At 54.4% G+C, this 26788-nt stretch carries 25 protein-coding genes; 11 read left to right on the forward strand and 14 right to left on the reverse strand.

The features are described from left to right. Positions 1–55 precede the first annotated feature (55 nt). The 4 genes from AUQ43_RS16925 to AUQ43_RS16940 are packed head-to-tail and all read right to left on the reverse strand — an operon-like array spanning position 56 to position 4155. Entirely contained in the window at positions 56–1627 is a 1572-nt protein-coding gene (locus AUQ43_RS16925; RefSeq protein WP_062957491.1) for an ABC transporter permease, read from the reverse strand. After that, on the reverse strand, positions 1614–2384 hold the full coding sequence (locus tag AUQ43_RS16930) for an ABC transporter ATP-binding protein (RefSeq protein ID WP_062957492.1): 771 nt from the start codon (positions 2382–2384) through the stop codon (positions 1614–1616). The genes AUQ43_RS16925 and AUQ43_RS16930 overlap by 14 nt, the downstream gene beginning before the upstream one ends. Position 2385: 1 nt before the next feature. Then, positions 2386–3366, reverse strand: coding sequence for an ABC transporter substrate-binding protein (locus AUQ43_RS16935; protein WP_062957493.1), 981 nt, complete (start codon positions 3364–3366; stop codon positions 2386–2388). Between the two features lie 51 nt (positions 3367–3417). Beyond that, positions 3418–4155, reverse strand: a complete 738-nt coding sequence (locus AUQ43_RS16940; protein ID WP_062957494.1) for a 5-formyltetrahydrofolate cyclo-ligase — start codon at positions 4153–4155, stop codon at positions 3418–3420. A gap of 113 nt (positions 4156–4268) precedes the next feature. On the opposite strand from AUQ43_RS16940, the gene AUQ43_RS16945 reads away from it, so the two are divergent. Then, positions 4269–5117, forward strand: a complete 849-nt coding sequence (locus AUQ43_RS16945) for a MurR/RpiR family transcriptional regulator (protein ID WP_062957495.1) — start codon at positions 4269–4271, stop codon at positions 5115–5117. A gap of 117 nt (positions 5118–5234) precedes the next feature. Beyond that, a complete protein-coding gene (locus tag AUQ43_RS16950; protein WP_232310723.1) occupies positions 5235–5675 on the forward strand; it encodes a c-type cytochrome in 441 nt (146 codons plus the stop codon). 81 nt (positions 5676–5756) lie between these two features. Here AUQ43_RS16950 and der read toward each other — a convergent pair whose 3' ends face one another. The 3 genes from der to AUQ43_RS16965 form a co-directional block, all read right to left on the reverse strand. Further along, the gene (gene der, locus AUQ43_RS16955; RefSeq protein WP_062957496.1) at positions 5757–7292 is read right to left on the reverse strand and encodes a ribosome biogenesis GTPase Der; all 1536 of its coding nucleotides are present in this window, start codon (positions 7290–7292) and stop codon (positions 5757–5759) included. Between the two features lie 114 nt (positions 7293–7406). After that, a complete protein-coding gene (locus AUQ43_RS16960) occupies positions 7407–8741 on the reverse strand; it encodes a PQQ-like beta-propeller repeat protein (protein ID WP_232310724.1) in 1335 nt (444 codons plus the stop codon). 69 nt (positions 8742–8810) lie between these two features. Continuing rightward, positions 8811–9461, reverse strand: a complete 651-nt coding sequence (locus tag AUQ43_RS16965; protein ID WP_062957498.1) for a tetratricopeptide repeat protein — start codon at positions 9459–9461, stop codon at positions 8811–8813. A gap of 495 nt (positions 9462–9956) precedes the next feature. Between AUQ43_RS16965 and AUQ43_RS16970 the strand changes: the two genes are divergently transcribed. The 3 genes from AUQ43_RS16970 (at position 9957) to AUQ43_RS16980 (ending at position 11657) form a co-directional block, all read left to right on the forward strand. Then, positions 9957–10382: a hypothetical protein gene (locus tag AUQ43_RS16970; protein WP_062957499.1), complete on the forward strand. Its 426-nt coding sequence runs from the start codon at positions 9957–9959 to the stop codon at positions 10380–10382. 96 nt (positions 10383–10478) lie between these two features. Beyond that, complete coding sequence (locus AUQ43_RS16975) at positions 10479–10874, forward strand: DUF2794 domain-containing protein (RefSeq protein WP_232310725.1); 396 nt, start codon at positions 10479–10481, stop codon at positions 10872–10874. Between the two features lie 117 nt (positions 10875–10991). Further along, complete coding sequence (locus tag AUQ43_RS16980; protein ID WP_062957599.1) at positions 10992–11657, forward strand: tetratricopeptide repeat protein; 666 nt, start codon at positions 10992–10994, stop codon at positions 11655–11657. A gap of 37 nt (positions 11658–11694) precedes the next feature. Here the strand turns inward: AUQ43_RS16980 and fliN are convergent, their stop codons facing one another. After that, complete coding sequence (gene fliN, locus AUQ43_RS16985) at positions 11695–11997, reverse strand: flagellar motor switch protein FliN (RefSeq protein ID WP_040823589.1); 303 nt, start codon at positions 11995–11997, stop codon at positions 11695–11697. 241 nt (positions 11998–12238) lie between these two features. On the opposite strand from fliN, the gene AUQ43_RS16990 reads away from it, so the two are divergent. Together AUQ43_RS16990 and AUQ43_RS16995 are read left to right on the forward strand one after the other, a co-directional pair. Next, the gene (locus tag AUQ43_RS16990; RefSeq protein WP_062957500.1) at positions 12239–13351 is read left to right on the forward strand and encodes a PLP-dependent cysteine synthase family protein; all 1113 of its coding nucleotides are present in this window, start codon (positions 12239–12241) and stop codon (positions 13349–13351) included. 102 nt (positions 13352–13453) lie between these two features. Then, positions 13454–14233, forward strand: coding sequence for a hypothetical protein (locus tag AUQ43_RS16995; RefSeq protein WP_062957501.1), 780 nt, complete (start codon positions 13454–13456; stop codon positions 14231–14233). Positions 14234–14308: 75 nt separating this feature from the next. Here AUQ43_RS16995 and AUQ43_RS17000 read toward each other — a convergent pair whose 3' ends face one another. Beyond that, entirely contained in the window at positions 14309–14752 is a 444-nt protein-coding gene (locus AUQ43_RS17000; RefSeq protein ID WP_114129887.1) for a hypothetical protein, read from the reverse strand. 145 nt (positions 14753–14897) lie between these two features. Beyond that, positions 14898–15389 carry an Hsp20/alpha crystallin family protein gene (locus AUQ43_RS17005; protein WP_062957503.1) on the reverse strand — a complete coding sequence of 164 codons (492 nt, stop codon included), beginning with the start codon at positions 15387–15389 and terminating at the stop codon, positions 14898–14900. A gap of 299 nt (positions 15390–15688) precedes the next feature. On the opposite strand from AUQ43_RS17005, the gene AUQ43_RS17010 reads away from it, so the two are divergent. The 3 genes from AUQ43_RS17010 to AUQ43_RS17020 all read left to right on the forward strand — a co-directional run bounded on the left by AUQ43_RS17010 (position 15689) and on the right by AUQ43_RS17020 (position 19813). Further along, the gene (locus AUQ43_RS17010; RefSeq protein WP_062957504.1) at positions 15689–16783 is read left to right on the forward strand and encodes an NADH:flavin oxidoreductase/NADH oxidase; all 1095 of its coding nucleotides are present in this window, start codon (positions 15689–15691) and stop codon (positions 16781–16783) included. A gap of 163 nt (positions 16784–16946) precedes the next feature. Next, positions 16947–17939: a TRAP transporter substrate-binding protein DctP gene (dctP, locus tag AUQ43_RS17015; RefSeq protein ID WP_062957505.1), complete on the forward strand. Its 993-nt coding sequence runs from the start codon at positions 16947–16949 to the stop codon at positions 17937–17939. Positions 17940–17941: 2 nt separating this feature from the next. Continuing rightward, on the forward strand, positions 17942–19813 hold the full coding sequence (locus AUQ43_RS17020; protein WP_062957506.1) for a sensor domain-containing diguanylate cyclase: 1872 nt from the start codon (positions 17942–17944) through the stop codon (positions 19811–19813). Positions 19814–19910: 97 nt separating this feature from the next. Here AUQ43_RS17020 and groL read toward each other — a convergent pair whose 3' ends face one another. The 3 genes from groL to AUQ43_RS17040 all read right to left on the reverse strand — a co-directional run bounded on the left by groL (position 19911) and on the right by AUQ43_RS17040 (position 23952). Beyond that, positions 19911–21569: a chaperonin GroEL gene (gene groL, locus AUQ43_RS17025; protein ID WP_062957507.1), complete on the reverse strand. Its 1659-nt coding sequence runs from the start codon at positions 21567–21569 to the stop codon at positions 19911–19913. A 62-nt stretch (positions 21570–21631) separates the two neighbouring features. Then, positions 21632–21919: a co-chaperone GroES gene (groES, locus tag AUQ43_RS17030; protein WP_062957508.1), complete on the reverse strand. Its 288-nt coding sequence runs from the start codon at positions 21917–21919 to the stop codon at positions 21632–21634. Positions 21920–22461: 542 nt separating this feature from the next. Further along, positions 22462–23952, reverse strand: a complete 1491-nt coding sequence (locus tag AUQ43_RS17040) for a hypothetical protein (protein ID WP_062957510.1) — start codon at positions 23950–23952, stop codon at positions 22462–22464. Here AUQ43_RS17040 and AUQ43_RS17045 point away from each other — a divergent pair. Then, on the forward strand, positions 23951–24796 hold the full coding sequence (locus AUQ43_RS17045) for a hypothetical protein (RefSeq protein WP_114129885.1): 846 nt from the start codon (positions 23951–23953) through the stop codon (positions 24794–24796). The two genes, AUQ43_RS17040 and AUQ43_RS17045, sit on opposite strands and share 2 nt — an antisense overlap. Positions 24797–24897: 101 nt before the next feature. On the opposite strand, the gene glmS is transcribed toward AUQ43_RS17045, so the two are convergent. Then, positions 24898–26721, reverse strand: coding sequence for a glutamine--fructose-6-phosphate transaminase (isomerizing) (gene glmS, locus AUQ43_RS17050; RefSeq protein WP_062957512.1), 1824 nt, complete (start codon positions 26719–26721; stop codon positions 24898–24900). Positions 26722–26788 lie beyond the last annotated feature (67 nt).

The raw sequence follows: 26788 nt of genomic DNA on the forward strand, positions 1-26788 counted from the left end.
CAAAAGGCCTTGCTGATATCGCAAGGCCTTTTGTTTTGGGTTTGATTAGGCGCGCCTACTCGGCCGTGCTCATGCCCATGCGCAGCAAGACACGCCGTTCAACGACGACGACCAGTTGATAGAAGACAACGGCGAGGATGACGGACAGGGCCGCCACGGTCCAGATCATGCCGTAATCCATATAACCGCGCGACTGGTTCAACAAATTGCCAAGCCCCTTACCCGTCGCCAGCCATTCGGCAATCATCACCCCCAAAAGCGCGCGCGGCACCGTCAGGCGCGTTGCCGCAAACAAATATGGCATGGATGCCGGAATGGTGATGATGCGCAATTCCTGCCCCGCAGAGGCCCCATATGCCATGGCCAGTTCACGGGTCGCGCGCGGCACCATCGATATCCCTTGCGCCAAAATCACGAAGGCCGGGAAAAACGTGACCGATATCGTCACCCAAAGTGTCAGTGACGTGCCCCGCCCCAACAGCAAAACCAGCAAGGGCGTCAGTGCGACCAACGGCATGGTCTGGGTCACCAGAGCGACCGGCATAAAGGCACGCAAGAATGCGGGAAACAGCCGTGATGAAATCGCCAGCAAAAAGGCAAAGGACAAACCACACAACAATCCGATACCAGTAATCGGAAGCGTTTCCCAAAGAGCAGCAATCAAACGTTCCTGAGCGCTTTGCGCCGCAGGTGAAAAGAACAGATATTCCACCACGCCAATCGGGGTTTTTGAAATCATTGCCGGCACGTCAAGAAGCCGGATAAATGCCCACCAAAACAGGAACGGCAATAGCACCGCCATCGCCCCGGCCAGAATTGATGACAGTGGTCTGTTTGATCCATCCCCTGCCTTTTCAGGCACCGACATGTTCATCGTGACCGCCCGGCTTGCACCGACGAAGCGATGCGACATAAGCGCAAACACCCCATAGGCCAAACCGGCAATCAGGGTGGCGACAACACCAATTCCCCAAAGACGCTCCGGTTCGGCCCGACCAAGCGAACCCAGAAGATACGCGCCAAGCCCCCAGCGACCGCCACCACCAAATTCAGCAAGGATGGCACCAAGAACTGCATTGGGTGCGGCAACGCGGAAGCCCGACAGGATGGATGGCAAGGCGCTTCTGAACTGAACCATGCGCATGATCAGCCAGTTACTGCCGCCATAAACCCTGATCAGGTCCGCCGCCCGGCTATCGGACTGGGACAGACCAATCACGGTTGCCGTCATGGTCACGAAGTAACAGCCAAGGGCGGCAAGAACCACCCGCGGGGTCAAACCCGACAGCGTCAGCGACAGGATCGGCGCAATGGCAATGGGCGGCAGAGCAAAGATCGCAATGTTCAAGCCGCGAAAGACACGCAATGACACCGGGATCAAAACAAAGAAAATACCGGCCACCACACCAAGCAGATTGCCGATCACAAACCCAAGTCCGGATGCCTTGAGCGTTTCCCAAACATGGAGCGGATAGTCGGATCGGTCGTTCCAAAGCCCGATCAGGATCTCGCTGACCCCGGGCAATGCGCCATCGGCAATCAAGTCAAGTCTGCCGACCACCTCCCAGACAAGAAGCAGGACGACAACATTGCGCAGTGGAGCGGCCCATTGTTTATTGCCCGCCATGAAGTACCTCGGCAACCTTGTCGCACAGGGCATGGAAGGCGGGATCGGAAAACAGCTCGGGTTTGCGCGGGCGTTCGAACGGAACATCAATCACCACCGAAAGACGCCCCGGATTGGCCGACATCACTGCAATCCGGTCCGCAAGGAAGACGGCCTCGTCAATGCCGTGGGTGACGAGAAATGCCGTGGCCTGACTTTCCTGCCAGATGCGTTGCAGTTCAAGATTCATCTGACGCCGCAAGATTTGATCGAGTGCGCCAAAAGGTTCATCCATAAAAAGCACGCGCGGACGGGTCACCAGCGCGCGGGCAATTGCCACACGCTGGCGCATTCCGCCGGAAAGTTCGCCCGGCAGGGCATTTTCATAACCTTTCAGGCCAACCAGTTCGATCAAATGTTGAACATCCGGGGCAAAGTCCCGAATGTTCTTTCTGAGGACTTCCAAGGGCACTTCGACATTCTGGCGCACCGACCGCCAGGGCAGAAGTGCCGCATCCTGAAAGGCAACACCGGTCAGACCGGCCCGCGTCGCATCCTGTGGTTCGCGATCCTCGATCAGCACCGCGCCCTTGTCGGCATCTTCAAGACCCAGCGCAATCCGCATGGCTGTGGACTTGCCACAGCCTGACGGACCGATGATCGCGGTAAACGACCCCGAAGGACAACTCAGGGACATATCCCTGAGCGCCTCGATGGTTTTTCCGCGCCCGCTGAAAGTCTTGCAGACACCGTGGAATGTGATCCCCCCAGAGGGCATCCTAGATCTCCTCAAGCAGCGTGGTATCGAACATGTCGCGGCTGCCATTGATGCCAATTTGGCCAAGGGCAGTCAGGCAGGCTTCGATGTCGTCCTCAGCCATTGAGAAGATGCCATTCGGGCTTTCAACGAGCGGCTGCTGAGCCTTGTTGAAGTAGATTTCGTTTTCGATGGTCCGGCCCGTTCCCTTGAACCAGCTATCGGCCCATTTCGGCGGCCAGACAGTCGGATCAACAAAGTTTTCTTCCCAGCCACGACGCGATGCGCGCAACCAGCCAACCAGTTCCTTGCGCTTGGTTTTAAGCGTTTCTTCGGTCACCACAACTGTATCGTTAAAGATGGTAAAGCCGAAATCATAAAGCAGGAACGAGGTTGCCTCTGCCCCCTGCTGGGAAATGGTGAACGGAACATTGGTGGTGAAATCAAGGCTGGCGTCAATTTCACCCTTGATCAGCGGGGTCGGATCATATGCATACGGAACAATGTTAACATCGGCCTTGTCGATACCGTTCAGTTTCAGCATCGCTTCAACCGAAATGACATTGACCGGCGGCACGGCAAGAGTCTTGCCGACAAGATCTTCTGGTTTGTTGATCGGGTTGGATTTCAATGAAACGATGCCGATCGGGTTTTTCTGATACTGGGTGCCGATGATCTTGAACGGTGCGCCCTGCTCTGAAATCGCCTTGATGGTGGTGTCTGGTGTGGTCAGGGTCAAATCGGCACGCCCGGTGATGATTGTGCTTTCGGGAATAACATCCGGTCCCCCCGACGCATAGCTCATATCAAGGCCTTCGTCGGCGTAATAGCCATTGTCGAGCCCCAGAAAATAACCCGCGAATTCCGCGTCATTGATCCAGGATGCCTGCATGGCAAACGGCGATGCGGCCATTGCACGGAACGATCCGAACGGCATGGCGGATGCGGCGGCGCCTGCGGCAGCTGCGCCAAGAAAACGGCGACGGCTCAGTTTCATATCCATAGCTTAATCTCCCTGATGAATTTCGGTGGTCGGCCTGCGCATTTTTTGCGCTTATGCCAGCCCCTGAATACGTTGAAGTTCCTGAAGCGGAGGCGTTTCCTCGATTTGTTTTGGGTCCAGAAGCGGCCATTTCACACCACTTGGACGTTTTGCCCGGCGCCCGACATCAAGCACGCGGGTTGGTGTCATGATCTGATCCACAAGAATGTCGGTTTCTGATGGTTGAAGCATCTCTTCGACCACCTGAACATCATGAACAACGGCCACAACCGGGGTGGTTTCATCGACCAGACCAAGATCGGTGAACATGCCCCATTCAAGGTCAAAGAACCCGTGTCCCTTGCCAAACCGCACCCCGTTCATCGACACGGCCGACGCACCGGTGACCATGTAGTCAAAGCGGCCACGTTTGGCGATTTCTTCAAGGGTGATCGGGCGGCCGAAATGCTCCATACCATCCAGCCAGGATGCATAAAGCGCGGCCCCATCGGGAACCATGGAAGGCTCAAGAAGCAAAAAACCGCGATAAATGCCATAGGTCGACATGACAAAAGTTTTGCCATCCTCGATCATCCGACGACGAAGATCGGCAAGGCAGTTATCCGGGGTGATAAAGGCAAACTCGGATTTCTGATAAGCTTCGGTTTCAACGATCTTGTCGACCGCCTGTTCGGAGCCGTCAAAGTCAGGAATGACTTCAGCAAAGTTCAAATGGAAACGTGTATCGGGCTTTGCCACGTCGTGAAGCTTTGACCAAATTCGTTCGCGAACCACCTTGGAGGTTGACATGATGCAATCCTGCGTCGTTTCATAATTGTGCGTTTCACTGTTTCAAAAATAAGAAACACCTGTTTCATTCGTCAAGATGTTTCTTGGCTCACCTCTAGGTACAAGGGTCGAAAATGGCCTCTCGACTGATCTTACGCATCCAGGAAAAACAGGCCCGCCTGACAAGCGGCGAAAAGAAAATTGCGAAAACTATCCTTGAAAATCAGGATATTATCGAAACTCATACGGCAACCGAGATCGCCAATCTATCCGGCGTATCAAAGGCCACGGCCGCACGATTTTTTCGTACCCTTGGATATGCCGATTTTGAGGAAGTCCGCCTGCAGGCCCGTGAAGAACGCAACCAAAAACAGCCATATCGTCAGACCATTGTTTCAGAAACGGCCGTTTCACTGGGCCGTTCCATTGGCGACCATCTGGAACTGGAACTTCAAAACCTGACGCGCAGTTTCGAGGAACTCAGTTCCTACAAACTGATGGAAACAATTGATATTGTTGCTTCAGCACCCAGTGTCTGGTTTCTTGGTTTCGGGGCCGAGGATGGTGTTGCACGGACCGGTCGGGCGATGTTTTCACGCCTGCGTCATGGCGTTCATTACATTTCGGGAGTCGGCCAAGACTGGTCAAGCGATCTGGCCATGGTCGGCCCGCGAGATGTCCTGATTTTGCTCACGCTCGACACCCGCCCCAAGGTGATGCGCCCGATCATCAATTATGCCCGCACATCGCGCATGCGCGTCGTCACCCTGACTGATCACAGCTATGAAAAACAGGCCGCGCGCTTTTCCGACGTGGTCCTGCCCTGCCATGTTGCAAGCTATGGACTATTGCCAACACATGCGACGCTACTATCCATGCTGCGCCTGATGGGCATTGCCTATGCCGGAAAGAACCCGGAGTCGGTCAAACAGCGTGCCGATACGCTTGATGCGATTGTCGAAGAACTCGACATCATGGAATAGGACGGGGAAATATTGCTGTTTTGCCTTGGCAATCAATTGATTGCCAAACTGCCCACCGCACCGTTACCATGCCCGCAACACGCCGATAAAGAGATTGCAAGCGCAGAGGGAACCAAGATGCGACAGACCTTCCGACAGAACAAAGCCGTCGCACTGATCACCGCCGCCATCCTTGGCACACTTATCCTTCCGAGCGCCCCGGCACAGGCCGAAATGGATGCAAAACGCGGTAAGGCCCTGTTTGCCGAACGTGGCTGCGTCATCTGTCATTCGGTCAACAATGTCGGTAGCGACACAGCGACCAGCCTTGATGCATCAAACATGAATATCGCGCGCGAGCCGTTTGAATTCTTTGCCCGCATGTGGCGCGGCGCACCGCAGATGCTGGCCCTGCAGCAAGCTGATCTTGGCTATCAGATCGATTTTTCCGGTCAGGACATCGCAGACATTTTCGCCTTTGTCCAAAGCTGTGAAATTCAGGAAGGCTTCACCGAACAGGACCTTCCCGACCATATCAAGGAAATCATTGATAACGGTCCGTCGACTGCCATCGATTAAAGCGCCCGGAACACCCAAGACACACAAAAGCCGCCCTCGTTTCCGACGGGCGGCTTTGTTGTGTTTGGCTACAAATCGAAACTAGCGTTTCTTTTTCTTGTTGGCAAAGGGATTGTCGCTGCTACGCAAATAGATGCGGATCGGGACGCCCGGCATGTCGAAATCTTCGCGCAGACCATTGATCAGATAGCGCGTGTAGCTTTCGGGCAACTCAGCCGCCTTGGAACAGTTGATAAAGAAGCTTGGCGGACGCGATTTCGCCTGGGTCATATAACGCAGGCGAATACGACGCCCGGAAATGACCGGCGGCAGGTGGCGTTCGGTAACAGCTTCAAGCCAGCGGTTAAGCTGCGAAGTCGGGATACGGCGGCTCCAGATATCGTGGATATCAAGCACCGTCGGCATCAGGCGATCCGTGCCACGGCCGGTCAGGGCCGAGAAGGTCAGAACCGGAATGCCCTTGGCCTGCGCAAAGGAAACGTCAAGCTTGTCACGCAGGTCCTGCATGACGCCCGCCTTGTCCTTGATCGCATCCCACTTGTTAACCGCAATGATCAGTGCACGACCTTCCTCAAGCACCATACGCGCAATCGTCAGATCCTGCTTATCAAGCGTGTTGGTCGCATCGATCATCAGAACCACGACCTGCGCATAGCGGATCACGCGCAGGGTATCGGCGACGGACAGCTTTTCAACGCGGTCATCGATCTTCTTCTTGCGGCGCATCCCGGCGGTATCAACCAGTCGGATCGGACGCCCGTCATAGGACCAGTCAACAGCGATGGAATCACGCGTCAAGCCGGCCTGCGGGCCTGTCATCACACGGTTTTCACCCAGAAGCTGGTTGAGAAGCGTTGATTTGCCGGCATTCGGACGACCGACAATCGCCAGCTGGATTTTCGAATTGTCACGTGCGCCTTCGACAATCAGTTCGCCATCTTCGTCTTCATCGTCTTCGCTGAATTCAATCTCATAGGACGGGAAGACTTCGCCTTCGTCATCGGCAAAACCGTCTTCATCGTCAAAATCGTCATCTGCAAGGCTATCGGCACGGGCTTCGTCCAGGGCTTCTTGTGCGGCTTCGCGCGCATGCTGTCTGGCAACGCGTTCGCGGTCTTTCCATTCCTTCCAGTGCGGCTCAAGCATGTCATAAAGAAGCTCAATCCCAAGACCATGCTCGGCCGAAATCGGCGCGACATCGCCAAGACCAAGGCCGTATGCCTCGTACAACCCCGGATCTTGATCACGGCCTTCGTGCTTGTTGGCAATGACATAGACCGGCTTCTGGCGCTTGCGCAGCCAATCGGCAAAATGGTTATCAAGCGGCGTCAGGCCGGCACGGGCATCAATCAGGAACAGCGCAACATCGCATTCCTCGAACGCCATCTCACTTTGCTGGCGCATCATGCCTTCGACGGAATTATCAAACGCTTCTTCCAGACCGGCAGTGTCGATAATGTCAAACGACATATCGCCAAGGCGCGCCTTGCCGTAACGGCGGTCACGGGTCACACCGGGCTGATCGTCCACAAGTGCCAGCTTTTTGCCGACCAGACGGTTAAACAGGGTCGACTTCCCGACATTGGGGCGACCGATAATGGCAACTTTCAGCGACATCTGATTTTCAGACTCTCGTTATAAAAGGCGTTATGCGCCGCGGGCATTGAGGCCCACGGCGCATCGCAAAACCTGCAAGGAAACCTTGCGAAAACTGTATTCGTTCCTGACTGATCAGCGATATGCGATTAGATCGGCATCCGCAGTCAGGAAGTAAAGGCTGTCACCAGCAACAGATGGCGGCAAAGTGATCGGGCCGGATACTTCATCCTGACCGAGGATATCACCGCTATAAGGGGAGACAGTCATTACTTCGCCCTGCTCGTTACCAACGATCAACCTGTCACCGGCCAGAACCGGCCCTGTCCAGACAATCGGGCCTTCCTGTTCCTCGGGATCGGTAAAACGGGGCAGAACGGTCACCCATTTAACCTGTCCGGTCTTCCGACGCAAGGCAATCAAGTCATTTGTATTGGTTAGCAGGTATACGTAGTCGCCGGCCACCCATGGCGACTGGATGCCACCGGCTTCCAATTCCCAGACGCGATAGCCCGTACGCAGGTCAATCGCCGTGGTCAGGCCGGAGTTACTTGTCGCAACCACCAGATCATTATCAATCACCGGCAAACCGCGAATATCGGCAATGGCCGATACCGCATCGGTACGACCGGCAGCCGCCAGCGCATCAGACCAGATCACCTGACCGTTTTCCACGCGAAGGGCATAAAGCTCACCGGTGGAATAGGCCGAAATGACTACACCCTGATCAACCGCCGGGCTGGCACCACCGATAAAGGATGCGCCTTCGGCAGCACCACGATGGCTCCAGAGGTTTTCGCCCGTGCGCGCATTGAGCGCCACGGTCTGGTTATCAATGGTAATGGCAAACACGCGACCACCGCGCACAGTCGGTGCGGAACGCATCGGTGCAGTGACCTGCTGGCGCCACAGGACCGTCGCACTTGGTGCATCAATGGCAATGATTTCGGCAAAGCCCGTGGTGGCATAGATGATCCCGGCTTCATAAGCCAAACCACCGCCAAGAAGGGTACTGTCTTCTTCGTCCTCAGGTGCGAGTTCAAGCGACCAGATTTCCTTGCCCGAGCTTGCGGCAAAGGCGCGAACTTCGGCAGCAGCATCAATGGTAAAGATCACGCCACGTGCAACAATCGCCTGATTAAGCAACAGGTTGTCATCCATCGACCCTTCGCCGATATCAATCGACCAGTCCTGCTCAAGAACTTCATTTTCAAGACCGACATGATGAAGCGCGTGGCTGGGGTAACCACCATTTTGCGGCCAATCGACCATAGGTTCGGGTTCGGGCAGGATCACACGCTGATCGCTGAGTTCCACATCAGGCTGAACCGTGCTTTGCAAGGCAAGGACCGAGATACGCTCCCCCGGAAGTGGCGGGGCCTCTGCCTCGCCAAGCCAACCAGAACACCCTGCCAAAAGGCCCGAAAGGCCCATTACGCACAGAAGTGACTTAATACCGCGTGTGGTCAAAACCGTTTCCCCTGAAAGAACTCACGTCATATGGACCGCTGATCGCGCCCCGTTGTTGCCCGGGTGTCGTCAGGCACCAACAGCCTTGAGAATTTCACTTGCCCGTGCACGCATGCCCGCCGGTGCGCTGTTATCATCGGCGATCTCGGTGAGAAGCGGCTTGGCTGCCTCGACCTCGCCACCGGCGATATGCAACAGCGCAATCATTTCACGGGCCGAGTAGTACCAGGCGTTTTCCGGCACCGCGATCGGTTCCAGGCGCGAAATCAGTTCCTGCGCGTTGGTTGCGCTTGCACTGTTCATTGCGATCTGGACAACCGCAAGATCACGGTAAACCTGATCAATGTCGGAATTACCGGCAATCGCTTCGAGTTCGGTGATCGCAGACGGCGTTGCGCCCGAACGCAGATAAACAGCCGCCTTCTGGAAATGACCAAGGGCGACAAAACCGGCATTGCCGTCGGCAATAATCGCATCAAGGGCGGCCAGTGCGGCGTCCTCGTCGGTTGCGCTGTCTTGTGCCAGCTCTACAGCATTGGCAAGACGGGTTCCGTTTTCGATGCTGGTGCTGGTTTCATAGGTTTTCCAGCCTTCACGACCGGCAACCCCCAGAACGATGGCCGCAGCAACGCCGATCACGTATTTCCCGTATTTGCGCCACAGCTCTTCGCTGCGTTCACGCTTCAGGTCTTCTTCGACTTCCTGGAAAATATCAACCACGAAAACGGCTCCAATCCGGTCACAATAAAGCGGGCAACCTGCCCGCTTATCTGAAAAAATTCTGGCAAGGATTTAACGCGCCAGCGGGTACAGGGTCAAGTCTGCTCGACATCAATCGGGTCATTCCTATGATTATTTTCACCCGCCCCGGAATTCGGCGGGATCGCAACATCATCATACACACCGATATCACCCCCGTACGGCTTTAATCGGGCACAAGTCTATCAAGGGGAAAGAATTGCCTGCCAAGTGCCAAATATCCCCCGTTCCTTGCCGGTTTTAAACCGCTTTGAAAGATTTACCGACCACCATCAAAGCAATGTTGCACCAAGTGGCGATCACGCAAACGGCTGAAAATGTGTGATATCGTTGCCATATGTCGCTTTGGCGATCATCCGGGCACAGTCCGGCACAGGGCTTGCTTATGTATGGGGCAAGGGAACAGATTTGAACTTGTCATCGGTCATAATTGCCGATGTGCGGACGGAGACAACAATGAAACGTCGCGAGATTGCTCATAACCGCCCATCCAAACGGCGCCTCATCCGACAGCGTATTCTGGCCGGGCTGTTTGCTGCTGTCATGGGGTCCGCTGTTTCGGGATGCAGCACGACGATGTCTGACATTGTCGGCACCAGCATCTTTACCGGCGGCGAGTGGTACCTTGCCTTTGACGTGATCAGCATCGTCAACTCCGACAAGACCCTTATTGACCACGCGGTCTCGCTTTCAACCGGTCAGGATTGCTCAACCATCCGCAAAATCGACGGCAAGTCTTATTGTAAAAAGGATCCGGTCCCGGAAACCCCGCTTTATTGCTATCGCTCGCTTGCGGCTGTGAGTTGCTATCGCACGCCAGATCCCTATAACACCGGATCGCAGACGGTCGACTGGCCGCCAACCCGTTCGCGCAGCTTGTAAATACCGCCTTCTGGCACCCTGTTTTTCATCCATTGAAACTTGAGGCATCGGTCAATCCGCGCTACCGTGTCACATGGTTGTCATGTTGCCGTCACGGTGAAGGATGACCACGGACACACGCTGGCGGAGCACCTCATGGGAACATTGTTCGATTTGGCCAAATACCGCAAAGCCAAGAGCTTTGTTCATTTTGACCGGACTGAACTCATGAAACTCATGAATACCTATTCCCGACAGGTTGCCAGCGGCGCGTGGAAGGATTATGCCATTGACCATCTCGACGGGATGGCGATGTTTTCGATCTTTCGCTCCACCCACGAAACACCTCTATTCACGGTTATCAAACTCAGCAACGAACACAAAAACGCAGGACAATATCTGGCCCTGCACAGTGGCGAGCGCATCAAGCAAAGCTCTGATATCACCAGTGTGCTGGATGCGATCGAAAAACGCGCCCGCAAGGTCGTGCCCCTCTTTAAAACAAATTCCTGATGGTTCCATAACGTGACGCGTCCCCCATCGGCCCACCGTTCCGGCCGACGCCCCATCTTCGCCCTGATCCTGTTTGCATCTGTGCTGCTGCCCCCGGCGGCAGGCCAGGCTGCCAGCATGAGCAAGGAATATCAAAACGGCTATTATGCCTATCAGGCGGGTGATTATCAGCGCGCACAGTCATTCTGGAAGCTGGCAGCAGCGGAAGACGATCCTTACGCGCAATATGCCCTGGGCCTGATGTATTTCCGTGGCGATCTGGGCAAACCGGAATACGGGATGGCCGCCAATTGGTTCAAAAAGGCGGCCAGAGCCAATCATGGCGGGGCGACCTATTACCTTGGCCTGATGCATTTCAATGGTTATGGCCTGTCTTATGACCATTTTCAGGCCACGAAATACTTCAAACGCGCATTGCGGATTGATCCGCATAACGGCAATGCGGCCTATATGATCGGGGAGCAGTATTTTCATGGCCGCGGGGCACGGCAGAACTTTGTCGAGGCAGCCCACTATTTTGAAATAGCCGCACAGGAGAACATGCATGCCGGGCAGTTCATGTATGGCGCCTTGCTTGAACGCGGCTGGGGCGTGAAACAGAATTATGCCGATGCGTATTACTGGCTAAGACGTGCAGCACGCGGCACCATCACCTTCCCGCTTGGTGCTGGCGAAGAAGAACCACTTGACCCACAAGCCGCGATTGCCGCACTTGAACCGCGTCTGCGCCCCGAAGAAATCGCACGGGTGGATAAACGCCTTGCGGCCGAAAGCCTGCTTTAGGTCGGGAAAAGCTATCTGATTTTGCACTTGGCAGGTATTAGTGGTGCGTCTCGATGACCATACCGCTTTTGACAACCTCGGTAATCGTCACACCCAGATTTTCATCAACAACAACCAGCTCACCACGTGCTACCAGCCGGTTATTGACATAGATATCAACCGGCTCCCCCACACGGCGGTCCAGTTCAAGCACGGCACCGCGGGTCAGGCGCATCAGTTGTGCGACCTGAATCTGGCTTTTGCCAATCACCGTTGATACGCGCACAGGCACATCATAAGCCGCCCCGATGTCCGAGGCACCCATGCGTACGCTAAACGGATCCTTATCGTCGTCAGCCATGATTTGCGAGCCATCCAGTCAAATCGAAAGAATCGAGAACCTTGTATAATAGAGGTTAGCTTTGAAAAAAGTGTTATCAAGCCCAATCTGTTGAAAATCGACATGAACCTGACAGATCTGCACAGAATGTATCGACACAATTTTACTGTCGTTTTTTGTATTATATTGACCTAAACAGATGCCAACAAAGGGCCAGCCCCACAACGCACCATAATGATCCAAACCGACGTCAGGATGTTTTATGCCCTATGATCGCCAATGGGTGGCGGATGCCATCAGCACGATTGAAGCCGATTTCAACAGGTCTGCCGACACCCATCTGATTCGCCTTGATCTGCCAAAGCTTGGTGATATCGGCCTGTATCTTAAAGATGAATCGACTCATCCGTCGGGCAGCCTCAAACACCGTCTGGCAAGATCCCTGTTTCTGTATGGGCTTTGCAACGGCTGGATCACCAAGGACACGCCGATCATCGAAGCATCAAGTGGCTCGACCGCCGTGTCAGAGGCCTATTTCGCACGGCTTCTTGGTTTGCGTTTTATTGCCGTCATGCCGAAATCGACATCCCAGCAGAAGATTGATCAAATCGCCTTTTATGGCGGCGAAAGCCATCTGGTTGACCATAGCGGCCAGATTTACGAGGAATCCCAGCGTCTGGCGCGCGAACTGGGTGGCCATTACATGGACCAGTTCACCTATGCCGAACGTGCGACCGACTGGCGGGGCAACAACAACATCGCCGAAAGTATCTTTGATCAGCTCAAACGCGAACCCCACCCCATTCCACGCTGGATTGTTGTCGGTGCCGGAACGGGCGGTACATCATCGACCATCGGGCGCTATATCCGCTATGGCCGAAGCTTGGGCCAGGGGTGCGAACTTTGCGTCGCCGACCCTGAAAACTCGGTTTTCTATGATGGTTATGAAACAGGTGATTGTTCGGTCACCAACAGCAAGGGATCACGGGTCGAAGGCATTGGCCGCCCGCGCGTTGAGCCCAGCTTCAACCCGACCGTTGTGGATCGCATGTATCGTATCCCGGATGCGGCAAGCTTTGCAGCGCTTTATTACCTTGAAAAGCATCTTGGCCGACGCTGTGGCGGCTCAACCGGGACCAACCTGATTGCAACCCTGTCGCTGATCTCGGAGATGAAAACCGCCGGACAGACCGGGTCGGTGGTCACCCTGCTGTGTGATGGCGGGGATCGTTATTGCGATACCTATTACAATCCCGACTGGCTCAAGGCACAGAACATCGACCTTACACCCTGGACAGACGCACTGGCGCGCTTTGATGAAACAGGCCTGTTCGACATGCCGCTTAATCACTGCAGTGGGTATGTCGGGCGCTAGGCGAAGCCATCGCTAAAGATTTCTCGCATCCGGTTTAACAGTTGCTCACAGCAACATGACTTCCCCGTCAACAAGCAACTTTGCGCGTTAAACGAGGCAGTCATGACAACTGAAAAGATCGGCGGAATAGAACTCTATGTCGAAAATCTAGATCTTGAGAATTCTGGTCAGCAGCAGAAAGTGTACGGCACGAACTGCGCTGATGATTTCTGGGCACTGATGTCAAACGCCAAAGCTGCGTTCGCTTATGTCGATTACCTTTGGGTTCCGCCCGACCTTAAGCGCAATGCAGACAAAAGCACGCGCACCCTTTTTGCGTGGCGCGGCGATACCCGCCAACCAGACCAAATTTTTGGCCACGGCTTTTCCCGGCGTGGCACGTCCCCGTCGACACCTGCCATTATTTATCGCAAGGGCGATCAGGACCTTGCCCATTACACGGCGGTTTGCCTTTCTGGTACGCATGAAATAGGCGCGCTGTTCCCGCCGAAGGTTCCCAACCTGCCCGCACCCGATGCAAAAACCTGGGTCTATTGTGTGCGATTACGTGGCTATTGGTGCCCGACATATTCTATTCAACACAAAGTCAGTGGCGACGCCGCAAAATTCGGCGCAACCGAAAGAGATATGGCGCGGCAAAACCTGTATGCACAGGAACTGGCCGTTCTTAATGTCTCCTACAAGGATGTAATTGGTGCAATTGAGGTCAGTCGAGACTGGGCGGGTGATGGCTATGACGCTGGCGGACAATTCACCTATCTTCAGTTGAAGCTCAACCAATGGGTTTCATCCGACAACAAACCGCTTGCTGACCGCCTGCAAAAATGGTGGACGACCAAAAACCTTGCTGGCACGCACAAGGCACTTCCAACTCCTGCATAATGAACTGGAAACGAAAGCCCAAAGGGCCTTTTGATCTCCAACAAAAGGCCCTTGAATAGCGCTAGCGCGTGTGTGCTAGGCGATCAGTTCGTCCTCGGAGCTAAGCATATCCTCGAACCCGTCAACAAGCTGATCATAGACCGGATCGGCTTCACTCCCTTTCCCAAGTTGCGATGTCACCGCACCAAGATTTGTGAGTAGCTTCTGATCCTCTGCCTGTTGCTGTCGGGCTTTTCTTTGCCAATCGGCCTGGCTAATCGTTGCCTGTCTGGCAATCCATGCGTCGTCTTCTTTGGCCAGCTTATTTGCGATGGCCTCGCCGACGACAAGGGCACCACGGATATCGCTCTTGGCTGAGGCAACAGATTTGGCGCCTGTTTGCAAATCTGAACAGCTTTGAGCGACACGCTCAGCGATTGCGCAAATCTTCTCGGCTTGGTCCTTTGTCCTGAAAGACGCCATATCTGCCTTGTATGCGGCGGCGTAATCGTTTGCCAGCTGTGCCAGTGCGCTACTCATCGTGGTTCTCCTGTTGCCTTTAAAGATGAACTCTTCAAAGACGCCGTGTGACCACACATGTGAGAACCACATAAAAAAAGACGGGCGGTAAAACCGCCCGTCAGTCTATCAGGGGACAAGCTTTCTCAGGGAGGAGAGAAAGTTCTTAGCCAGAGACCGCAATCTTGCGCGGCTCAGGCTTCTGTTCTGCTACTTTTGGGAGAGTCAGTACCAGAACACCATTTTTGAAGGATGCGGTAATGTTGTCCGCGTCAATGGTATCATTCAGGCGGAATGACCGCTTGAAGCTGCCAAAGCTGCGTTCGACAACATGGGCGCCATCCTTGCTTTCACGGGTGAATTTCTTTTCACCGGTGATGGTCAGAACGCCGTCGAGAACTTCGACATCGACATCGTCCTGCTCCACGCCAGGAAGTTCGGCGGACAGTTCAAAGTGATCTTCGCCGTCATAGATGTCGATCTGCGGGCTCAGCCACGTTTGGGCCGGTTCGGCGCCCTCGGTCGGTGCCGCAGAGTGGCCACCAAAAATCGAACCGATCATACGATCGACATCACGGGAAATAAGGGTGAAAGGATCACCATATGTCGGGGTCGAAGCCAGACGACGGGATCCATTAAGAGTCTGAAGACCAGTCATGATAGTACCCTCCATTACAGACGAGCAATCTTGCGCCATCAGTCCAGACCAGGCTGCAACCTTGGCGCGTATCGGGGCACCATGCCCCGTTCCAACCTTGAGATAGATCGGGCAAAAATTTCCGCAAGTGTCCCTATTCATTTTTTTGAATTTTTTCGCACTTTTTGCAGACAGCCAAACAAGTCATTCCACCTGTTGAAATAATCAGGCTTCCGACTGGCGCACTTGCGCACTGCACGGTAGCCTCGGCGCATAGACAGTCGGGCATTGCCCACTTCCCAAATCCAAGGAACCGTCCGATGAGCACACTTTTCACTCCCCTGACACTGGGGTCACTTGAACTTGATAACCGGATCATTATCGCCCCGATGTGCCAGTATTCGGCCCAAGACGGCAAAACATCCCCTTGGCATGCGATGCACCTTGGCAATCTGGCGCAGTCCGGTGCCGGACTTCTGATCATAGAAGCCACAGCCGTCGAACCCGAAGGCCGCATTACCTATGGCGATGTCGGTCTATGGGATGATGAAACAGAAGCCGCTCTTGCCGAAACCCTTTCTGCTGTGCGCAGTCATTCCGACATGCCGGTTGCCATCCAGCTTGCGCATGCGGGGCGCAAAGCATCCTGCGAGAAGCCATGGGATGGTGGCGCTGCGATTGATCCCGGTCATCCCAACGGCTGGCAAATCGTCGCGCCATCGGCTGTCCCGTTCAAGGACGGCGACCCGATTCCCGAGGCACTTTCAAAATCACGCATCGCAGAAATCGTTTCGGCCTTTGTCGAAAGTGCAGAACGTTCTGTTCGCCTTGGATTTGAGGCCATCGAAATCCACGCCGCACATGGCTATTTGTTGCACCAGTTCCTGTCGCCACACGCCAACAAGCGTGAAGACGAATATGGCGGTTCTTTTGAAAACCGGACCCGACTTGTTCTGGAAATCTATGACGCCATTCGTGCGGCAGTTGGGAACAGCTATCCAGTTGGTATTCGCATTTCAGCAACCGACTGGGTTGAAGATGGCTGGGACATTGATCAAAGCGTTGAACTTGCCAAACTGCTTGATGCGCGCGGATGTGACTTTATTGATGTGTCCTCCGGCGGGTTGCATATCGATCAGAAAATCGCGCTTGGCCCGAATTATCAGGTGCCGTTTGCGGCTCGGATCAAATCCGAAACCAACCTGACAACCATTGCCGTTGGCCTGATCACCGAAGCAGAACAAGCCGAAGCCATTACATTTACCGGCCAGGCTGATGCCATCGCCCTTGCCCGCGGCATTCTGTATGATCCGCGCTGGCCATGGCATGCCGCCGCAACGCTGGGCGCAGAAGTCAAGGCTGCCCCGCAATACCTGCGCTGCCAGCCCCGGAACCTGAAAAAGCTTTTCGGCTGAAGGAACCTCTACTTTTAGAGCATAAAACTAACCCAAAGCATAGGTTTGTTGACTTGCATCAAGGCAGCCCTCCTACGCCACAGATAGTTTCGCGCCATTAAAGAACGATTCTAAATCAGCAGGGCCATATCCCGGCCCTGCGATGCATGGCGAGTTACCTTCAATGCCCGGAACCATCCTTAAGACGCTAGCGGTTCTTGTCCTTATGGCGATGCCCGCGTTCGCAGCAGACATCCAGATATCGACCGAAAATACACCCTCTCACTTTCAAACGCAGGTTCTGCAGAGATATGCGGCCGCGCTGAACGCGGAAATTTCCGAACATCATTTTGACGTCGTCCATTCAGCCCGGGCATTTAGCGACCGTGAAGTCGCCGAAGCCGTTTCAAGCACCCGTGTCGCGATTGCAGCGCCGGGTATCTGGCATCTGGGCCAATATAGCAGCGACCTGAATGCACTATTGCTGCCAGATTTCATGGGGCTTGAGGCGCAAGATGTTCGCAGATTTGTTGATGGCACGGTCGGAGAAGCGCTTGAGGATTCCCTCGAAACGCAATTGAATGTCAAGGTGATCGGCAAATGGCTTGACCTTGGCCCAGCGCATATTTTCACCCGCAAGAAAGTCATTCGCCGCTTTGACGACCTTAAGGGACTTCGCATCCGTTATGCGGGCGGGGATGCAAATGCACTGCGCCTTGCTGCCCTTGGCGCGGAACCGGTGCTGATCCCCTGGCCCAATGTTCCCGATGCACTTGATCGCGGCGAGATTGACGGTTTGCTGACCACCAGCAGCACGGTCGTCAGCGCGTCCTTGTGGGAACATGGCCTGACGCATGCGTTCCTTAGCCATTCCTACTATCCGTTCTATGTACCGCTGATTTCCGGCGACATCTGGAGACGCCTGTCCGAACCCCAGCGCAAGGTCCTTACCGACAGCTGGGAGGATATGATTTCGGATGGCCGAGAACGCGCCGTAAGCCATCAGGAATCCTCAATGGCACTGCTGCGTGAACACGGCATTAAAATCACCGCTCCCAGCAATCAGGAACGTGAGTCTGTTCGGCGCGGTCTGGCAAGTCGCCAGGACGAAATGGCCCGCGAAATCGGCATTTCGAACAAGATGCTTGAAATCCTTGCACAGCACGGGGGCGACTGATCGTGTCTCCTGCCCGTCGTAAACATCATGAATGGCGCCAGATTCTTGGCGAAGAGTTCCTCAGCATCTTTCTGTCAATCGGGTTGCTGCTGGGCGTTCTGTTCATGCTTGCCAATCAAACGGTTAAGGAACATCTCATTGCGTCGCAAAAGGCACTTGATACCGCCGCGTTCGGCATATCGACCTATGCCGATAGCCTGTCGGCGATCCTGACCAAGGCGGACAATATCGCGCTGATCGCAACACGCAGGCTTTCAGACACCGATACGATGCCCGTCCCGCTTAAAAAGCAAATGACAGCAATTGTTCAGAATGACAGCGACATCACCGGTTTCATTCATATCCTTGAAACCGGCGAAGTTTCCGAAAGCTTCACCTTCCAGAACATCGCGGAACAGATGCTTGATACCGATGCCATCCTGTCACGTCATCGGGATGCATGGGTTGAACCAGCCTTTTTGCAGTCCGGGGAACTGGGCCTTAAAGCCGATGAAATTGCGACCGAACGTGGCATCTGGCGTGACGATGGCAGCTTTGCTGGCGTTGTCATCATTCTGGTGACGGTCGGCAGCCCCTATGAGAACACCCCACTTGAGAAGTTCCTGACAGAGGCAAAAATTCGCGTCGCGGGGGCAAACAGCGGCAACATCCTGACGAACCAGTATGCACTGGCCGATACAGTGACTGACTGGCTTGGCGCAGCGGAAGAAACCGAATACTGGCATCCCGACGACGGCAATGAAACCCTGCATGCCGAAGTGGCGCAGATCAGCGATAATATCGTGCTGGCACACGCCAATCTGCCCGACCTGCCCCTTACGGTATATCTGCAGATCTCAACCAACCGCTTTTTTGAGGCCTATCATTCGACCCGCCGCAACGCGATCATTGCCTCGATCATTATTGTCGCGGTTTCAGGAGTCCTGCTTCTTCGCATCTGGCTTGACCGGCAGGCAAAACGCAACAGCGAACGAAGACGCCGCGCCCTTGATCAACGCTTGCAGTTCGCACTCGATACCGCGGGCCAGGGCCTTTGGGATTGGAACATTGCCGAGAAACGCGGCTATTTCTCGGATAGTTTCTATCGGTTGCTCGATATTGACAAGGACGACAAACAAATCGACGTGGACAACTTGCGTCAACGCATTCACTCAGATGATCGTCATGCCTTCAATTTGGCACTGAACGCACATCTCGACGGCCTCACGCCGTCGTTCGAAGTCGACGCCCGGATCCAGATTGGCAAAAGCGATGCCTGGGAATGGTTTTCCCACACTTGCTCGGTGACCGAACGTGACCGTTTTAACAAGCCGGTCCGGGTGATCGGTTTGCTCAAGAACATTCATCGTCAGAAACTGCGCAACCTTAACCTGGAATTCGAGGCATTTCATGATCCGCTCACTGGCCTTCTTAACCGAACGGCCTTTGAAGACCGCATCGCACGCATTCATGCCAAAACCAGTCGTGGCGGGGAACCGTATTCGCTGGTGATGCTCGATATCGACCACTTCAAGCATGTCAACGACAGCTATGGGCACAGTACCGGTGACCTGGTTCTGCAGCACGTGACCAGAACGGCGTACAACACCCTGCGCTTTGAAGAGGAAAAATTGTTCTTCCGATTGGGGGGTGAGGAATTTGTTGTTCTCCTTCCCGATACGGATGGCAAAGCCGCCCGCTTTGTCGCCGAACGTATCCGCGAGCGGATCGAAAAATCGACAACCACAGTCGGCGAATTAGAAATCCCGGTGACGATCAGTGCCGGCATTGCCTGTTATCAAGGCGGCGAAATGCCCGAAGACGTGCTCAGGCGTGCTGACCATGCGCTGTATCAGGCCAAGGAACGCGGCCGCAATCAAAGCTGCCTTGCATAAGCGCAAAACACATCTAGTCAAATTAGTACCCAAAACAAAAAGGGCTCCGCAAATGCGGAGCCCTTCTCGTAGTGCTTGGTCGGTTGGTTGGTAAGGCTTAGAAGCCCATGCCACCCATGCCGCCCATACCACCCATGCCGCCCATGTCAGGCGCGCCACCGGCTGCCGGTTTGTCTTCCGGCTTCTCGGCGATCATGCATTCGGTGGTGATCAGCAGACCTGCGACCGATGCTGCGTCCTGCAGGGCAGTACGAACAACTTTGGCCGGGTCGATGATGCCAGCTTTAACGAGGTTGGTGTATTCGCCCTTCTGAGCGTCATAACCGTATTCAACGTCGTCCTGCTCAAGCAGCTTGCCTGCGACAACCGCACCGTCAACACCCGCGTTCTGGGCGATCTGGCGAACCGGTGCCTGCAGGGCACGGCGAACGATGTCAACACCGATGGTCTGGTCGTGGTTTTCACCTTCGAGACCTTCGAGCGCGTGAACCGAGTACAGCAGAGCCGTACCACCACCAGCAACAATGCCTTCTTCGACAGCAGCGCGGGTTGCGTGCAGGGCATCGTCGACGCGGTCTTTACGTTCTTTAACTTCGACTTCCGAAGCGCCACCGATCTTGATCACTGCAACGCCGCCTGCGAGTTTCGCAAGACGTTCCTGCAGTTTTTCACGATCGTAGTCAGAGGTGGTTTCTTCGATCTGGGCACGGATCTGGCCAACGCGTGCTTCGATCTGTGCTTTCTCACCAGCACCATCAACGATGGTGGTTTCTTCTTTGGTGATGGTAACCGATTTCGCGGTACCGAGCATGTCAAGCGTAACGCTTTCCAGCTTGATGCCGAGATCTTCGGAGACAACCTGACCACCGGTAAGGATGGCAATGTCTTCGAGCATCGCTTTACGACGGTCGCCGAAGCCCGGTGCTTTAACAGCAGCGATTTTCAGACCACCGCGCAGCTTGTTGACAACCAGGGTTGCCAGTGCTTCGCCTTCGATGTCTTCAGCAATGATCAGAAGCGGCTTGCCGGACTGAACGACCGACTCAAGCAGCGGAAGGATCGGCTGAAGCGAGGAGATTTTCTTGTCGAACAGCAGGATGTACGGAGCATCCATTTCTGCGACCATTTTCTCCGGGTTGGTTACGAAGTACGGAGACAGGTAACCACGGTCGAACTGCATGCCTTCGACAACGTCGAGTTCGGTGTGCAGGCCTTTTGCTTCCTCAACGGTGATAACACCTTCGTTGCCAACTTTTTCCATGGCTTCAGCGATCATGTCGCCGACTTCACGGTCACCGTTAGCCGAGATGTTACCAACCTGTGCGATTTCGTCACGGCCAGCAACTTTACGTGCACGGCTCGAAATCGATTCGATCACTTTGTTGGTCGCAAGGTCGATACCGCGCTTAAGGTCCATCGGGTTCATGCCGGCAGCAACAGACTTGTTGCCTTCACGAACGATGGCCTGTGCCAGAACGGTTGCGGTCGTGGTGCCGTCACCAGCCAGATCGGCGGTTTTCGACGCGACTTCGCGAACCATCTGTGCGCCCATGTTTTCGAACTTGTCGGTCAGTTCGATTTCTTTGGCGACCGAAACACCGTCCTTGGTTACGCGCGGTGCGCCGAAGGACTTTTCGATAACAACGTTACGGCCTTTCGGGCCAAGCGTTACCTTGACAGCGTCTGCCAGGATGTCGACGCCACGCAGCATTTTTGCGCGTGCATCGGTGGAAAATTTTACGTCTTTAGCAGCCATAATATTCTTTCCTCTCTATGAGACGGATGAACGTGGAATTTTAAGTCACCCAAAGGGCTGACTTATTCCATGATGCCCATGATGTCGGATTCTTTCATGATCAACAGCTCTTCGCCGTCAACCTTGACTTCGGTGCCCGACCATTTGCCAAACAGGACTTTGTCACCTGCTTTGACGTCGAGGGCTACAACCGAGCCATCGTCTTTGCGAACGCCAGAACCTACAGCGACGACTTCGCCTTCCTGCGGTTTTTCTTTGGCGGTATCCGGAATAATGATGCCACCGGCAGTTTTGGTGTCGGATTCGACACGACGTACCAGCACTCGATCATGCAGCGGACGGAACTTCATTTTAGACAACTCCGTGTTTAAGCTAAGGCTCGTTAATAACTAAGACTAACCGGGATGAGCCCGTATTAGCACTCACCCCCGGCGAGTGCTAACAGCATTTATTGGAGTACCTGTCCAAAGTCAATAGGGAGATGTAAAAAGACGCGGAAATGTCACGATTTTTGCCGTTCTCGCGTCATTGCAGCGCAGTATGAAACTGCGTGCTTTTTGATGTCGCGGGATCAAAACATTTCCAATGGCCCGATGCAACCTTTCTCGAGCCACTGACGATGAGACACGCCCTGTGAAAGTTCAGATTGGATTGGAACGCTGCTTCACCTCGGAAGGCCACACCAATAAATCCACCGCCCGACATGGCAAACAAAAAGCGGTCAAACAGGACAGCAACAAGCCCGCCGACAAGTACCAACAACTGCCATTACCAGAAGGCAGATCGCGATACCCTGCCCTGAAAGACGACGTAGTTTGAAAACCTGACTTGATGGCATCGGGGAATGTCACGGCAGAATCCTGGCCTTTGGTTGCAGGGTCATTATGCCGGGTTAATCAGGCGCTGGGAAACCGAAATAGCGCCCCAACATCACAGGATCATCAAAGTGACGCCGTCCGACAAAGGCCGTTGCGTGACGCCCCCACTGGCGCATTGCGCCGGGTCGTGCAATCCCCATCGGCCAAAGGATAAAACGCTCCAACCGATCTGTACCGGGGATGAAGCCGTCTTTGTCATAAAGGCTGGCATATCCTGTTCCATCCGCAAGCGGGAGGCTCGTAAGATGCTGCTCGGGTTGCAGCACGACGGGGATTGCGGAGGACCGCTCTCCTTGCGTGTCAGCTTGCGTAACAGCAAGCAGATAATGACTTGTGTCATCGATCCAAAGAACAGGTCGCGCCAGGGTTTCCGATTCAAGGAACCCTGCGGGGGTTTCAGCCGTTTCCCGGATGTCGTCGTCTTCCGGTGCATGGAGGCGCTTCACGCCGTTCGTCGGGAAGAACATATGGTAACAACCGCAGCCATGGATACTGTCGGCCATGATCGGCACTCCGTCCCGGTTTAGTGTGACCCGCCAGATCAGCGCGTCCAGATGACCTGCAAGGATATCAAGGAAACCGACTTTGGGGCGCTCAGGAAACCACACCGAATAAACAATCTGGGGCACCCATTCTCCCCCGAAATAGGTATGCGACAACCGATAAAACATGACTGGCGTTGATAGATCGACCTCTGATCGCGCATCCCGGCTTTGAAGCGCGGGCAAACCAATCAGGTCACTATCACTTCTCGTATCAATGCGAAGTTTTGGTGCGTATTGTTGCGCCAATGCTTCCAATTCTGAGGCCGTGGGCAGCAAACGTCCGAATTTATCCTGGCTGATGTTTACAGCCTTGATGTTCGCGGGTTTGGCCCCGGCGCCAGAAGGCGCATAGATCAACCAATCCCCGGACTCCTGAAGGTCGTCCTCTGACAGCGTAAAAGTTTGAAGATTATCCCTCTTCCAAGCTTCATAACCGAAATAAGCGGGAAAAGCCGTCACGGGATACAAACCGGAAACCCGTTGGAAATCAAGATAGTCATCGGGGACGAACACAGCATCGCTCAGTTGTGCAAAATCGTCAGTCTGCAAGGCCCCCGCCAAGCTGTTTGCACAGGCCTCTTGCTCCGAAACAGTGACAACCGGTTTGACTGACAAATTGCGCATTTCACTGGCGCGTGCAGTTCGATCAAGTACACGCATCTGCGTCACCCAATCAGCAAACAGCTCACTTGCCAATACTTCGTCATCTTGATCCAACGCCGCCCCGACCTGCTGCCCCATCAAAACAGAGTTTCGATTGGCCCGAAGAAACGGGTACTCTTCGACCTTTGCAACAGACGCGTTTCGAACGTCGCTGCCAATCACCTGAATATCGGCAAGCTGCAGCTTTTCAATACAAGACAGCGTAGCGATGTCATCGGGGGTTTGTCGAGCTGTTGCGCACCCGACAAGCAGCAATAATGCGCAAAGAACAAGAACCTGTCCGAGGCGCCAATGCATGCATCGTGCTATCATCGTATCCGGCATTGATCCGCCCCTTGGTTCAGGTCAAAAATTTCACACCGTTAGTCTTGTCAATTATGGTAAAACCGCAAATCTATTGAGAAGACAAGTTTTTGTATTCATACACGAAATAGCAAGTCTGATGACATCCGGCACACGCATTATTCAGATTCTGGCACTTGGCTTCGCGCTTTTGCTGCCAAGCTTCTCTTATGCGCAACCCAAGGATGAATGCCCGAAGCGATTGGGCATTGTGATTAATGACAGGCTATCAAATTATATCGCCACCATCTTAAGCGGGATATACGAAGATTTAGGCTGCCCGATTGAGTTGATCGATCTTCCCGGACGCAGAGGTTTTGTCGCATTCAATAATGGTCGCATTGATGGCGAACTCTTCAGGCTTCCTGTTGGCGCGGCACATTACACCAAACCATATGTTCGATCAGATATCCCGTTAATCGCAGTAACCAGCAGTCTGTGGGGGATGCCTGGCAGCAAACTGCATTCAGATGACACAATCGGCTACACGATTGGCATTGCATGGCAGGAAGATTACCTGAACAAAAACATGCTCCGCAAAAGCGGCCATAACGACGTTGACGATATTATTCAGCATTACAATTCAGGCACCTTTGATCGCTTCCTTGCCGAGGACAGTACGATTGACCTGATGATTACCGAAGGCGCCTTTGCCAAGGACAGGATACCGGTCAAAATTGAACTGCTTGAGGACGGCCCGCTCTATCATTTCCTTGCAGCGGAATTCGCCCCCTTCATGGAGCGGTTTTCCAAATACCTGCACGAGAAAAGGCCGTTCGATCAGTCGGAAATGATGTAGCTGCGCAGGCATAAAGATCACCGAGATACCCACAAAGCAAAGCAAGCCGGATGATGACCCATCCGGCTTGTTATATTTCCATTGGTAAGTGTCTTTATCTGTTACTCGACCGTCACCGATTTGGCGAGGTTGCGTGGCTGATCAACGTCGGTGCCTTTGTGAACGGCAACGTGATAGGCCAGCATCTGTACCGGGATGGTGTACAGGATCGGTGCGACGAAGTCGGCGACCTTGGGGAGTTCGATCGTGGCCGATGCCATATCGCCCAGTTTGGCAAGCCCCGGCGCGTCCGAGATAAAGATCACACGACCACCACGTGCGGCAGCTTCCTGCATGTTTGAGGCGGTTTTTTCAAACAGCTCATCGGACGGGGCAATGACGATGATCGGAACCGACTGATCAATCAGGGCAATCGGGCCGTGCTTCATTTCACCAGCGGCATAGCCTTCGGCGTGGATATAGGAAATTTCCTTGAGCTTAAGCGCCCCTTCCATCGCGATCGGGTAACCAAGACCACGGCCGAGATAAAGCACATCGCGCGCGTCGGCGACATCAAGGGCGAGCTGTTTAAGCGCCTCGTCATGATGCAGGACTTCGGCAGCGTGTTTTGGCACTTCGGTCAGCGCACTGACGATGGCGCCTTCCTCGTCCTTGGCAAGGGTTCCGTTCTCACGGCCGATGGTCACCGCAAGGCAGGCGAGAACCGTGAGCTGTGTCGTAAAGGCCTTGGTGGAGGCCACCCCGATTTCAGGCCCGGCATAGGTCAGAAGCACCACGTCACTTTCACGCGCAATCGTACTTTCGGGCACGTTGACGATGGAAACGATCTTCTGGCCCTTGGATTTGGCATACCGAAGGGCAGCCAGGGTATCAAGCGTCTCTCCCGACTGCGAAATGAACAGGGCGACGCCGCCTTTCGGCAGTGGCGGGCAGCGATAACGGAACTCGGATGCGACGTCGACATCCACCCCCAGACCGGCATAACGTTCGATCCAGTGTTTTGCCACCAGCCCGGCGTAATAGGACGTGCCGCAGGCGACAATCGTCAAACGCGTTGCATCGGCAAAGGAAAACGGCATGTCGGGCAGTTTGATCGTCTGGGTCGCCGGGTTGATGAAAGCATGCAGGGTATCGCCAATCACTGCAGGCTGTTCGAAGATTTCCTTCTGCATGAAGTGATTGTAGTTGCCCTTGCCCATCATGGCACCGGAAACGGCCGAAAGCTTGGTTTCGCGGATGACGTCTTCGTCATTTTCATCGCGGACCTGAACGCTCTCACGGGTCATTTCGACCCAGTCGCCTTCTTCAAGATAGATAAGTTTGTTGGTCAGGTGGGACAGCGCCATGGCATCGGAACCGAGATACATCTCGCCCTCGCCCAAACCAACGGCAAGCGGCGTTCCACGGCGTGCCCCAAAGATCACGTCATGCTCACCGGCAATCATGATCACAAGGGCAAAGGCGCCTTCGATGCGATGCAGGGTGGCGGCAACCGCGTCACGCGGGCTCTTACCCTGATCAAGGAAATCAGACACCAGATGCACGACCACTTCGGTGTCGGTGTCGGTGGCAAACACACCTCCCTTGGCAGACAGCTCCGCCTTGATTTCCTGGAAGTTTTCAATGATGCCGTTATGGACAACAGCAACCTTGCCATCGGTGTGCGGATGGGCGTTGTTTTCAGTCGGCACACCATGGGTTGCCCAGCGGGTATGACCAATACCGACATCCCCCGCCAGCGGTTCGTCAGCCAAACGATTTGCAAGATTGATCAGTTTGCCTTCGGCACGGCGGCGTTCGATATGGCCATTGACCAGTGTCGCAATCCCGGCACTGTCATAACCGCGATACTCAAGACGCTTCAGCCCCTCAAGAATACGCTCGCTGACGCTGTCTTTGCCGATAATCCCGATAATGCCGCACATATTGGTTTTCTTCCTGCTTTGTATCGCGTGTCTTCAGGCCACCCGGAGGCGAGTGGCAATTTCAAAA

Source organism: Thalassospira sp. MCCC 1A01148, assembly GCF_001613795.1.
Classification (GTDB): Bacteria; Pseudomonadota; Alphaproteobacteria; order Rhodospirillales; family Thalassospiraceae; genus Thalassospira.